Origin of the sequence: Kitasatospora sp. NPDC056531 (genome assembly GCF_042794375.1) — a bacterium.
In the GTDB taxonomy this organism is placed as follows: domain Bacteria; phylum Actinomycetota; class Actinomycetes; order Streptomycetales; family Streptomycetaceae; genus Kitasatospora.
Window position 1 is genome coordinate 45080 of record NZ_JBHTTU010000018.1, and the last position, 11849, is coordinate 56928.

At 75.3% G+C, this 11849-nt stretch carries 9 protein-coding genes and 1 pseudogene; 6 read left to right on the top strand and 4 right to left on the bottom strand.

Annotated features, from left to right (window positions below; genetic code table 11):
- Window positions 1–13 precede the first annotated feature (13 nt).
- Entirely contained in the window at window positions 14–625 is a 612-nt protein-coding gene (locus ACFQ87_RS18080) for a hypothetical protein (protein WP_380611748.1), read from the top strand.
- Window positions 626–634: 9 nt separating this feature from the next.
- On the opposite strand, the gene ACFQ87_RS18085 is transcribed toward ACFQ87_RS18080, so the two are convergent.
- The 4 genes from ACFQ87_RS18085 to ACFQ87_RS18100 form a co-directional block, all read right to left on the bottom strand.
- Complete coding sequence (locus tag ACFQ87_RS18085; protein ID WP_380611749.1) at window positions 635–3985, bottom strand: error-prone DNA polymerase; 3351 nt, start codon at window positions 3983–3985, stop codon at window positions 635–637.
- Window positions 3986–4047: 62 nt separating this feature from the next.
- On the bottom strand, window positions 4048–5832 hold the full coding sequence (locus ACFQ87_RS18090; protein WP_380611750.1) for a DNA polymerase Y family protein: 1785 nt from the start codon (window positions 5830–5832) through the stop codon (window positions 4048–4050).
- Window positions 5833–5842: 10 nt separating this feature from the next.
- The gene (locus ACFQ87_RS18095) at window positions 5843–6520 is read right to left on the bottom strand and encodes a hypothetical protein (RefSeq protein WP_380611751.1); all 678 of its coding nucleotides are present in this window, start codon (window positions 6518–6520) and stop codon (window positions 5843–5845) included.
- A 499-nt stretch (window positions 6521–7019) separates the two neighbouring features.
- Entirely contained in the window at window positions 7020–7844 is an 825-nt protein-coding gene (locus tag ACFQ87_RS18100; RefSeq protein WP_380611752.1) for a class I SAM-dependent methyltransferase, read from the bottom strand.
- A gap of 113 nt (window positions 7845–7957) precedes the next feature.
- Here ACFQ87_RS18100 and ACFQ87_RS18105 point away from each other — a divergent pair, with 113 nt between their 5' ends.
- The 5 genes and pseudogenes from ACFQ87_RS18105 to ACFQ87_RS18125 all read left to right on the top strand — a co-directional run.
- Window positions 7958–8548 (top strand): DinB family protein, encoded by a 591-nt coding sequence (locus tag ACFQ87_RS18105; RefSeq protein WP_380611753.1) that lies wholly within the window; start codon window positions 7958–7960, stop codon window positions 8546–8548.
- A gap of 23 nt (window positions 8549–8571) precedes the next feature.
- Window positions 8572–9507 (top strand): hypothetical protein, encoded by a 936-nt coding sequence (locus ACFQ87_RS18110; protein ID WP_380611754.1) that lies wholly within the window; start codon window positions 8572–8574, stop codon window positions 9505–9507.
- Between the two features lie 154 nt (window positions 9508–9661).
- Window positions 9662–10795 carry an SUKH-4 family immunity protein gene (locus ACFQ87_RS18115; protein WP_380611755.1) on the top strand — a complete coding sequence of 378 codons (1134 nt, stop codon included), beginning with the start codon at window positions 9662–9664 and terminating at the stop codon, window positions 10793–10795.
- Between the two features lie 94 nt (window positions 10796–10889).
- A complete protein-coding gene (locus ACFQ87_RS18120; RefSeq protein WP_380611756.1) occupies window positions 10890–11267 on the top strand; it encodes a hypothetical protein in 378 nt (125 codons plus the stop codon).
- A 385-nt stretch (window positions 11268–11652) separates the two neighbouring features.
- A pseudogene (locus tag ACFQ87_RS18125) lies at window positions 11653–11751 on the top strand (MerR family transcriptional regulator); the annotation flags it as partial.
- Window positions 11752–11849 lie beyond the last annotated feature (98 nt).

Genomic DNA, 11849 nt, shown 5'->3' on the forward strand with positions numbered 1-11849 from the left:
TTCAATGGCGGTCATGAACGACCTGCTCAGCCGCCTGCCCGCCGTTCCCGACCTGCGCGACCGCTGCCGCGCCCTCGCCGCGCTGGACGCGATCCTCAGCCCGGACGACTGGGAGCCCCGGTACCACACCTTCACCGCCGCCTGGGCACCCGGCGAGGAACTGAGCTGGGTGCGCAACGGGGAAGGGGACGACTGGTTCGTCGTCTTCTCCCCCGCCGGCGTCTACGGGCGGGGCTTCGACCACGAGGCGCCCAACGCCCCGGAGCTGCTGGACGCCGTCCCGTCGGTGTTCCGCAGGTTCACCGAGGAACCCGCCTTCGGGGACGTGGACGGCCCGACCGTCACCGCCTGCTTCTGGCGGGCGCCCGGGGACGCGGCCTGGCAAGGCGCGTCCAGCGCGCCGGGCGACGGGGGGTTCCTCGAACTCCTGCTGGACGGCTCCGCCGAGGCCTACCGGAACTGGGCCGAGGAGTACTTCGAGCCCGAGCAGGAGCTGGACCTCGACGCGATCGGGCACGTCCTGGCACTGCGCCCGCTCACGCCGGCCGTGGTGGCGGCGCTCAACCCGGAGGCGGATCTGGAGGAGCTGGCCGAGGACCTCGCGGAGATCGGCTATCCGCACTGACGGACGCGCTCAGAGGCCGATCCGGAGCGGGGTGAGCCGGGTGGCGATCAGGTTGGTGGCTCCCCGGTCGCGCTCGATGTGGCCGTGCACCAGCAGGCCGGCCCGGTCCAGGGCGGTGCGGCGCTGGGACTCCCAGACCGGGCGGTTGCAGATCACGTTGATCAGGCCGGTCTCGTCCTCCAGGCTGAGGAAGAGCACCCCGCCGGCCGTCGGCGGCCGCTGCCGGTGGGTGACCAGGCCGCCGACCACCACCGCCGTTCCCGGTGGCACGTCCGGGAGTTGGGCGGCACAGAGCGCGCCGCCGCGTTCCAGGTGGGCGCGCAGGTGCTGGAGCGGGTGGCTGGTGGCGGAGGTGCCGGTGGCCCACAGGTCGGCGATGGTCGCCTCGACCGGGCTCAGCTCGGGCAGCTCCGGCGCCTCGGTACCGGGCGTGGTGCCGGGGAGCAGTTCGGCCGAGATTCCGGCGAACGCCCCTGCCGCCCACAGTGCCTGACGTCGCGTCAGTCCGAAGCAGTCGAAGGCCCCGGCCGTCGCCAGAGCCTCCAGGGCGGGCGCGGGCAGGCCGGTGCGGCGGGCGAAGTCCTCCAGGTCCGCGTACGGCTGCCCGGCCGCGATCGCCTCGGCCTGCGGGGTGCCGATGCCGCGCACCGTCTCCAGGCCGAGCCGGATGGCCGGCTGCGGGCGGCCGGCGGTCAGCGGCGGCTTGGGCGTCGGGCCCCGGTACGGCTCCAGGGTGGGGCGCGGCCCGCTGGCGTTGACGTCCACCCCGCGCACCCGCACGCCGTGCCGCCGGACGTCCGCGACCAGGCTGAGCGGCGAGTAGAAGCCCATCGGCTGGTTGGCCAGCAGGGCGCAGGTGAAGGCCGCCGGGAAGTGGTACTTGAGCCAGGCGCTGGCGTACACCAGGTAGGCGAAGCTGATCGCGTGGCTCTCCGGGAAGCCGTAGTTGGAGAAGGCCTCGATCTTGCCGTAGACGTCCTCGGCCACCTCCGGCGGGATGCCGCGCTCGGCCATTCCGCCGAGCAGCCGCTCGCGCAGCCGGGCGACCCGCTCGTGCGAGCGCTTGGCGCCCATCGCCTGGCGCAGCTGGTCGGCCTCGGGCGGGGTGAACCCGGCGCAGTCGATGGCGAGTTGCATCATCTGCTCCTGGAACAGCGGCACCCCGAGGGTCTTGCCGAGGGCGTTCTCCATCAGCGGGTGCGGGCAACCGGGCGGCTCCACCCCGGCGCGGCGGCGCAGGTACGGGTGGACGGAGCCGCCCTGGATCGGGCCGGGGCGGATCAGCGCGACCTCGACCACCAGGTCGTAGAAGTGGTCCGGCTTGAGCCGGGGCAGGGTGGCCATCTGCGCCCGGGACTCGACCTGGAACACGCCCACGGTGTCGGCGCGGCGCAGCATCGCGTACACGCCCTTGTCGTCGTCCGGGATGGTGGCCAAGTCGTAGCGCAGGCCGTGGTGTTCGGCGACCAGGTCGCAGGTGTCGTGCAGTGCGGCGAGCATGCCGAGACCGAGCAGGTCGATCTTCACCAGCCCGGCGCCGGCGGTGGACTCCTTGTCCCACTGCAGGACGGAACGCCCGGGCATCCGGGCCCACTCGGTCGGGCAGATCTCGCCGATCGGCTCCTTGGTGAGCACCATGCCGCCCGAGTGGATGCCCAGGTGCCTTGGCAGGCCGTGGAGTTGGGTGGCGAGCGAGAGCACGTCGGCGGGTATGACGGCGTCCGCGCCGGGGGCGGAGCGGAAGTCGGTCTGCCGGCTGAAGGCGTCCACCTGCCCCTGCGGGTAGCCGAGCACCCGGGCGGCGTCGCGGATCGCCAGCCTGGGCCGGTAGGTGATCACGTTGGCGACCTGGGCGGCGTGCTCGCGGCCGTAGCGGCGGTAGACGTACTGGATGACCTCCTCGCGGCGGCGGTTCTCGATGTCCAGGTCGATGTCGGGCGGCCCGTCCCGGGCGGTGGAGAGGAAGCGTTCGAACAGCAGCTTGTAGTGGACCGGGTCGACGGCGGTGATCCCGAGGGCGAAGCAGACCGCCGAGTTGGCCGCCGAGCCACGGCCCTGGCACCAGATGTCCTCGCGGCGGCAGAAGTCCACGATGTCGTGCACGATCAGGAAGTAGCCGGCCAGGTCGAGGTCCTCGATCACGTCCAGCTCCTTGGCGAGCTGGCGGCGGGCGGCGGCGTTGCCCGAGCCGAAGCGGGCCGGGCCGCCGGCCGCGACCAGGGCGCGCAGGTGGCTGATCTCGGTCTCGCCCTCGGGGACGGGGTAGCCGGGCAGCTCCGGGTCCAGCTTGGCGAAGTCGAAGGCGCAGGCCCGGCCGAGTTCGACGGTGGCCCGCTGCACCCCGGGGAAGCGGGCCAGCCGGGCGGCCATCTCCCGGCCCGAACGCAGGTGCGCGGTGCCGGCCGCCCGGGTCCAGCCGGCCGCCTCCTGCAGCGTGCGGCGCTCGTGCAGTGCGGCCAGGCTCTGCGCCAGACGGCCCTGGGCGGGGCCGGCGTGGTGGGCGTTGGTGGAGGCGACGACGGGCAGCCGTGCCTCGGCGGCGAGCGCGGCGAGGGCGTCGTTGCGCCGGTCGTCGCCGGGGAGCCACTGGTCGATCAGCTCGACGTGGACGTTCTCCCGGCCGAACGCCTCGGTGAGGGTGCGGAGTTGGTGTTCCGGGCGCTGCCTTCCGTTGAGTGCGGCCCCGTGGAGCGCGGCCCCGTTGAGCGCGGCTCCTTGGGGCGCGGTTCCGTTGAGCGCGGCTCCTTGGAGCGCGGTTCCGTTGAGTGCGGTTCCGTTGAGTGCGGTTCCGTTGAGTGCGGCGGGGACCCGGCCGAGGCGGCAGCCGGTGAGCACCGCCCAGTGGCCGTCGTGCGCCCCGGCCAGCGTCGCGAGGTCGTACGTCGGGCGGCCCTTGGCCCCGCCGGCCAGCTGAGCGGCGGCGATCGCGGCGGAGAGGCGGCGGTAGCCGGCCGGGTCGCGGGCGAGGACCAGCAGGTGTTCGGTGTCGGCGGATTCGTGGCGGATGGTCAGCTCGGCGCCGAACACGGTGGCCACGCCCGTCCCCCGGGCCGCCTCGGCGAGCCGGACGGCGCCGTACAGGCCGTCGTGGTCGGTGATCGCGAGGGTCTCCACACCCAGTCGGGCCGCCTCGGCGACCAGGTCCTCCGGGTCGCTGGCGCCGTCCAGGAAACTGAAGGCGGAGTGGACGTGCAGTTCGGCCCAGGGTTCGTCGCTGTCGGTCCTTGCGGTGGGGGGTTCCCCGGCGGAGGGTTCCTCGGCGGGGCGGCGCAGCGGGACGACCGTACGGTCCGGCGCAGCGACGGTCAGCCGTCGGTGCAGCTCGCTCCAGGGGAGGGTGGGGTGGCTGGTGAAGCCCATCGGGGGTTGCCTTCGTCGTTCTCGTGCTCGTCCTGCCCCCCTGCCCTCGGGTTCCGGGACCGCTAGTCGTAGCCGGCCTCCAGGTACCACGCACCCCCCTCCACGGTGAGCAGCAGCGCCCGGCCGCCGTCCACCACCATCTGGAACCGCGCCCGGCGGCGGGCGAGCGACTGGTCCCACCAGTACTCGACCGCCGGCCAGGGCCCGGTCCAGCCCGCCACCCGCTCCTCCCGGCCCCGGACCACGACCAGGGCCGGCCGGGCCGACACCCCCGCCCGGCCGTCCACCGTGACCGGCTGCCCGGCCTCGTCCAGCACCCGCACCGGCGCCGGCTCGCGCAGCACCACGGCCGGCCAGAGGTCCGCCAGCCGTCCCGGCCAGGGCGCGTCGGCCGGGGCCGCCGCCTCGTACGGCTCACCCCACGGCACCTTGACCTGCTGCTCACCCGGGCCGCGCCCGCCGGCCGGTTCGATCCGGCGCAGCCCGGCGTGCCCGAGCACCGCCTGCACCCGGGCCACCGCGCGCTCCACCCGGTCGTCCGCGACGGCCTGACCCCACAGGGCGAGCTGGCGGCCCTGGTCCGGGGAGAGGCCGTCGGGAACCAGGCGGAGCAGGGTGAAGCCCTCCTGGCCGCTGCCCGGCGGGCGGTCCGCTCGGCCGCCCGCGCGGTCGCCGGGTCGGCCGCCCGTTCGGCCGTCCGTTCGGCCGTCCTCGAAGGTGCCCGCGCTCTGCCACGCCTGGAGCTGCCAGCGGACCCGCTCGGCCAGGGCCGTCGCCGACAGCCGGCCCTCGTGCCGCCACAGCCGCGAGGCCGTCCGGCCGTCGGCGCAGGCCGCCTCGACGGCCACCCGGCGGCAGGTCAGCCCGGCCCCGGCCAGCCGCTGGTGCAGCCGCTCGGCCAGCGTGCGGGCGACGAACACCAGCGGTTCGGCGAGCGGCTCCGGCGGGTCGAACCGCTGTTCGACGGAAAGGTCCGGCTCCTCGTCGCGCGGCACCAGCGGGCGTGGCTGCAGGCCGCGGGCCAGCCGGTGCGCGACCGTCCCGGCCGGGCCGAAACGGTCCGCGACCGCCTCCGCGGGCAGTGCGGCGAAGGCCCCGACGGTGGGCAGGCCGAGCCGCCCGAGCAGCTCGGCCAGCGCCTCGTCGCCCAGGGAGCCCACCGGGTACGGGGCGAGGAACTCCGCCGTACGACCTGCGGGCACCAGCACCCCGGCACGGGCCGCGAGCACGGCGGCGAACAGGCCGTCGGCGACGCCGATCCGGGCGTGGGGGACGGTCTGCGGTTCTGTCGGTCCTGTCAGTTCTGTCGGTCCTGTCGGCCCTGTCGGTCCCGTTGGTCCCGTTGGTCCCGTTGGTTCTGTTGGCCCTGTCGGTCCTGTCGGCTCCGTGGAGGGCTCGGCGGTCGCCCCGGGGACCGCCACCGCGCCGGGGACGGCGTCCGGGACGGGCGGCCGGCCGAGCGCCTCCGCCACCGCCGCACCGACCTTGACCGCCAACGCCTCCTCGCCACCGAAGTAGCGGCCCGGCCCCTTCACCGGAATGGCGCACAGACCCGGGCGGATCACTTCCACCCGGGGCGTGAACGCCTCCACCGCCGCGACCACCGGCTCGAAGCGGCGGGTCTCCGCCTCCGGGTCGCGGTCGCGCAGCTCCAGCTCCGGGCAGAGCCGCTGGGCCAGCTTGAGACGCTGCCCCTGTCGCACCCCGGCCGCCCGGGCGCCCGCCGAGCAGGCAAGGATCCGCCCTCCCTCGGTCACCGCCACCGGGTCGTCGCCGGTGACGGCCACCACAGGCCAGTCCGGGCACCAGACCACCAGCACCCGGGGGGTTCGGTCACTGTCGGACATCGTCGGCACGTCACACCACCGCCGCCACTGCTCGTGGGCGCTCCGCCTGGACGGGCTGCTCCCTGACCGGGCGCACCGCGCCGTACTCGTCCGGCAGCCAGAGCCGGGCCGACCGACCGCGCACCGCCGAACCACGGCCCTCCGCCACCACCTCCACCTGCCGCCCGGCGAGCTGCCCGTAGCCGTCGCCCAGCCCGAACCAGCGCCCGGACCGCACACCCAGCCGCAGCACCGCCCCCGGCCACGGCCCGGCCACCAGCAGCACGCAGCCACTGCGCCGCAGCACCGCGGCCAGCCGGGCGGCCAGCTTCGGCGGCACCGGGCCGTCCGGGCGCAGCATGATCAGCTCCACCGCGCCGGCCAGCACCGACACCACCTCGGGCCAGTGCGCCCCCGGGTCGTCCGCGACCAGCAGGCGGCGCAGGTCCAGCCCGTACCCCTCGGCGGCGGCCAGCCCCAGGTCCGGCAGCCCGACCGCCGCCGCCCAGCCGCCCCCGGTCTCCCGCACCCCGGCGGCCAGCGCCAGCAGCAGCCCGGCATCCCCGCCCGCCACCGACACCGCCGTCCCCCGCCGCAGCCCGCCGTCCGGCAGCACCTCCCGCAACGCGGGCACCACCGGCACCAGCCCGCGCACCGCCGTCCGCCCGCTCTCGGGGGCGGCGGCCGACGCCACCGGCCGGAGTGTCACCGGTTTCGCCTTTGCCTCCCCCGGTTCCCCCGGTTCCCCCGGCTCCTCCTGCTGCCCCGGCCGCCCCGGCTGCCCCGCCAGGGCAGCCGGGAGCGCCACCGGCCGAAGCGCGGGGCGTTCGGGCTGCTCGGCGGCAGATTCGAAAACAGATTCGAAAACGGGCACAGCCCCAGGATCGAACATCTGTTCGCAAAGATTCAAGTCCGCTCCATCCACCCCACCCGTCACTCTCCGTGCCGGTCACGGCAGGCCGCCCGGCCGCTGACGGGCCGCTGACGGGCTGCCGCCGGGCCCGTTCCTGGCGACAGCAGCTGCGGATACCGGGGCCGGGTGACACGAACGGGGGCACGTGATCACACCGTTGCCGGGCAGCCCGCACACGCTGTCCGGCTCGAACGGGCCTTGCGTACGGGCGCCTTCCAATCGGACGGCTCGCGGAGCTCGCGCGGACGACCCGGCCGCCTTCCGGGGGCAGCGCCCAGCGGTCAGCGCCCAGCGGTCAGCGCCCGGCTTCGGTGCGCCAGATGACGGCCTCGGTGCTCGGCTGGCGCTCGGAGAACGGGCCCGGCCCGAGAAGGCGGCGGAGGTCCGTCTCGAAGGCGTCCCGGTCGGGGCCGAAGAGGTGCGGGGTCGAGGAGGAGAGGGAGAACACCCCGGCGACCACGTCGTCCGCCGTGCGCTCCAGCGGCCGCCCGCCGGGGACGACCAGCCGCCGGGGCCCGGTGAAGCCCGCCCGCGCGAGGACGGCGGACTCACCGCCCGGGGTGCCCTGCGGCAGCAGACCCCGGCCGGCGCGGCGGACCGGGCCGAGGTAGTGCCGGACCAGTCCGGCGATCGCGGCGTACGGGACCGGCGGGTGCGGCAGGCCCTCGGTACGGCGGGGTTCGGCCTTCAGGTCCGAGATGTGTACCAACGCACCGCCCGGGCGCAGGAGGCGCCGGACGGTCGCCGCCACCAGGTCCCGGTCCATCCAGTGGAAGGACTGGCCGAAGGTCGCCACGGTGAAGGTGCCGAGGCCCGGCGGCAGCTCCTCGGCCCGGGCCTGCACCCAGGCGACCCGGCGCTCCCCCGCGCCCGCCCGACGCGCCTCGGCGATCATCCCGTCGTCCGGGTCCACCCCGACGACCTCGGTGAACAGGTGCACCAGCCCCAGTGCCAGCGTCCCCGGCCCGCACCCCACGTCGAGCAGCCGACCCGTGCCGTCCAGGCCCAGCGCCTCGGCCAGGGCCTCCGCCAGGCCGGGCGCGTAGGGCAGTCGGCCGCGCGCGTAGTGGGCGGCCGTTCCGGCGAACAGCGTCTCGTCCCAGGTCCAGTCATCAGTCATGCCCGATCTCCTGTCGTGGGATTCGGTCTGCGGCCCCGATGATGGCACGGCCTGATCCATCGCCAGGAAGCGAATTCGATGGACAGCTCCCCTGCGATCAACAGACTGATCCCATGAGCGAGACAGACGACAAGAACGATCTCCGGATCTACATCCAGGACGCCCGCGACGCCCTGCTGTGGAAGCTCGACGGCCTCTCCGAGTACGACCTCCGGCGCCCGCTCACCCCCACCGGAACCAGCCTGCTGGGGCTGGTCAAGCACGTCACCGGGGCCGAGGCGCTGTACTTCGGCGACACCTTCGGGCGGCCCTTCCCCGAGCCGGCCCCGCTGTGGATCGTCGGCACCGCCGAACCCAACGGCGACCTGTGGGCCCGGGCGGACGAGAGCACCGAGGAGATCATCGGGCGCTACCGGCGGGTCTGGGCGCACTCGGACGCCACCATCGAGGCGCTGCCGCTGGACGCGGTCGGCCAGGTGCCGTTCGGCGACCGCCACAGGCAGACCCTGCACCGGGTGCTCGTCCACATGATCGCCGAGACCCACCGGCACGTCGGCCACGCCGACCTGGTCCGCGAACTCATCGACGGCGCCACCGGCCAGCGTTCGGACGGCGCCAACACCGCCCCGGGCGACAAGGACTGGTGGCAGGCACACCACGACCGCGTGGAGCAGGCCGCCCGGGAGGCCGGCGGGCCGGCATGACGCGGGCGGAGCAGGGTGCGAGGGTGACCGTCCGGTGTGCGGAGTGCGGGGACGCTGCCGTCCGGAGCGTCGGGCAGGTCCTGCACAGTGGGCGGGAGTTGCGGTGGGACGCCGAGCTCCGCTGCCCGTCCTGCGGCGCCGCCCGGTGCGAGCACGCGGGCCCGGAGGCGGCGCCGCCGGATGTCCGCGAGGCGCTGCTGATCGCTCACGGCCCGGCCCGGCTGCGGCTCGCGGGACCGCTCGGCGATCCGGCGGCCGCGCTGCGGGTGCTGCGGGAGGGGGCGGGGGTGGCGCTCGGGCGTGCTCGGGAACTGCTGGCGGAGCTAAGAGAGTTCGGGCTGAGTGGGACGGCCGTCGAGATGGCGTACTGGCGGGTGCGGCTGGGTGAGCGGGGTGTCGCGGCGGAGGTCGAGGAGGGCTTCGGGCAGGCGTACCGGTACGTGGGGCCGCCGGAGCTGCGGGAGTTGTTGACGGGCGGCGGCTCTGGCGGCCAACGGGTGCGGACGGCAGGCGAGTTCGCCGCCTGGGTGGACGCGCGGACGGCCGCGGAACTGGCGGATCCGTTCACCTTCGTGGTCGACCTGGGCGGGGCGCTGCGGCTCGCTCCGCGTCGCAGTGAGCATGTGGCTTGCGCGGGCGCGGAGTTGGTGCTCGGCGCCGGGGAGGTCGGGTTCCGGCGCTCGGGGGGCGGCGGTCGGGGGGCTTGGGAGGTGGAGACGATCAGCAACCTGTCCACCGGCTACTGCCCGGACGTCCGCTCCTGGACCACCGTCGCCGCGGCCCTCGACCGGGTCGGGCTGCCGCACCCGGGCGGCTTCACCCACCCGGTGGTGTTCCGGCGCTGCCCGGAGTGCGGACGCTGCGGGATCGTGCGGGAGGGGCACTACGTGTGCGTGTTCTGCGACGCGGATCTGCCGGGCCCGGGGCACTGGAACGTCGACGGGGTTCCGCTGGCGTAGGACGCGCCGCCGCTTCGCCGGGCGACACGTCACGATCCCGCCCCGACCCGAGAAACCCGCGTGGCCCTGTCGGGCGGGCCCGCTAGGGTCTGGTGGGTCAGGGGCGGGTCAGGGGGCAGAACCGTGAAGGGTGGGGGACGTGGGGTGTGCGCGGGTGGTCGGAGTGCCGGGCGGGGTGGTGCATGAGGGCAGCCGGGAGTTCCTGGTGCGGGAGGGGTTGCCGGCGGCCGGGGCGTTCCTGGACTTCGGGGTGCTCGACGACGGGTCGCTGAAGGCCTTCCCGGGTGGGGCGGAACGGCTGTTCGTGCTCGGCGAGACGGACTACTGCACACCGTTCGCCGCGGTCGGCAACCTGGTGCTGCTGGACGGGACCACCGGTGAGGTGTTCCTCGGCGACGGCGGGCCGCGGCGCGATCCGCTGGCCTCCGGCCTGACCGCGCTGGTCGCCCTGGTGCGGGAGGTGGACGCGGTGGGCGAGGCCGCCCGGCGGCCCGAGGCGCTGGACGGACGGCGCGGACCGGCGGTGGTGGCCGAGGTGATGGCGGGGGCCGAGCGGCGGATGCGGGAGATCGACCCCGCGCTGTTCGAGCGGAGCACCGCACCGGCGCACTGGGGGACGGCGCTGCTGGTCCGGGCACTGGGCTGGGGCGCGCTGCCGGGCGGACCGGACGGGCCCGCGTACGAGGTCGGCGGGGAGCTGGTGGCCGAGCTCGCGGCGCTGACGGACGAGGACGGCGGGACCGGCCTGGTGCACCGCTTCCGGCCGGAGGGGCTGCCCGCCGCCCTGGTGCACGAGCCGACCCGGCGGCTGCTGACCGAGGTCGGGCTGCCGCTGGGCGGGGCGATGTTCGGGGTCTGCGAGGAACCGCTGGTCACCATGGCGGAGGCGTACCCCGAGTACTTCGACGGCGAGGAGGAGCGCCCGTACCAACGGGGCTACCTCGCGCTCGGGGACTGGCCGACCGACCTCACGATCGCCCTGGACGGCACCACCGGCCGGCTCGAACTACCCGACTGGTACGACGACGGCCAGCCCGAGGCCTACCTGAACCGCGACCTGTCCGCCCTGCTCTACGCGCTGTGGACGTACGAGCGGCTGCGCGCCGAGTGGGAGCGCTGGGACCACGGCCGGAACCGGGAGACCTGGGCGGTGTTCGACCCGCAGTCGCTGCTGAGCACCGTGGTGGACCGGCTGGTGGAGGCCGTCGACCCGGAGGCCTTCGCCTCACCGGGCCGCTCCTGGCGGCTGCTCGCGGAGGACGGGCACATGGGCGGGCTGCTGGGGTGAGCGGAGGCGGGGGCTGCTGCGGTGGTCCCCGGCCTGCGGTCCGCTCGGGTGATCCGGGCCGAGCCGGGGCCGTCCGCGCCGGTACGCTGCCTCGGTGACGAACATCCGTACGGCGGCCGGGCGAAGACGGGCGATGCTCCTCGGCATCGGCGCCGTCCTCTCCCTCATCTCCGCCGGTGCGCTGTACGGCCTGCTGTACGTCCGGTCGCTGGATTACGGTGAGCGCTGCGAGCACGGCCTGGTGCGGGGCGGCGGACGACTGCTGGAGACGGGTGCGTCCTGGCTACCGCCGGACGCGTGGTGCCGGTTCGAGGACCGGAGCCTGTCCACCACCCCGTTCTGGGCGCTGCTGCTGTTCTACGGGCTGCTGACCGTGGTCGTCTGGTCGGTCAGCTCGCTGGCGCGCGTCCTTCGGCCGCACCCGAACCCGGGGCTGGACTGGCAGCCGGGACACGGCGCTCCGCGCTGGTAGCCGCGCGCCCCGATACCGACAGCCACGCTGGCGCGGGCACGGGCACGGGCTCATTCGCGGGCGTGGACGCGGGCCCAGGCGCAGGCGCAGGCACCAGGGGCGGACGGCGGGTGCGCAGTGGGGACAGGTAGACCGGCAGGGAGGCCGTCGCGAGGACGGCCCCGCCGAGCCAGAGCGTGGTCCGCAGGCCGAGGACTTCGCCGAGCAGACCGGAGAGCGCGGAGCCGATCGCCAGCGCGCCGGTGAGCAGTTGGACCAGCGCGCCGCCCGCGCCGCGTCCGGCGACGTTGCCGACCGCCATCAGTCCGACCACGGCGGCGTTGGCGTCCACCAGGTGCGCGCGGCCGACCAGCCGGGGCAGCACGCTCTGCGAGCCGACGTCGAAGAAGAGATGTGGAGCGCCGCGTACGAGGCCATCGCCCCGGGTCTGGCCGCCTACCAGCGCGCCGCCATGGAGGCGTACGCGGCGGCACGGCTCTCCTGAGCCGGGCGAGGTGAGGGCGGGCGCGGGGCCGGAGACGGGGACGGAGACGGAGACGGGCCCGACCCCTCCGGCCCGACCACCCGCGCCCCTCCCCCGCC

Excerpts from the sequence above, each read along its gene's own strand:
- ACFQ87_RS18080 (WP_380611748.1), top strand. The coding sequence starts at position 14 with ATGAACGACCTGCTCAGCCGCCTGCCCGCCGTTCCCGACCTGCGCGAC.
- ACFQ87_RS18085 (WP_380611749.1), bottom strand. The coding sequence starts at position 3,985 with ATGGGCTTCACCAGCCACCCCACCCTCCCCTGGAGCGAGCTGCACCGA.
- ACFQ87_RS18090 (WP_380611750.1), bottom strand. The coding sequence starts at position 5,832 with ATGTCCGACAGTGACCGAACCCCCCGGGTGCTGGTGGTCTGGTGCCCG.
- ACFQ87_RS18100 (WP_380611752.1), bottom strand. The coding sequence starts at position 7,844 with ATGACTGATGACTGGACCTGGGACGAGACGCTGTTCGCCGGAACGGCC.
- ACFQ87_RS18105 (WP_380611753.1), top strand. The coding sequence starts at position 7,958 with ATGAGCGAGACAGACGACAAGAACGATCTCCGGATCTACATCCAGGAC.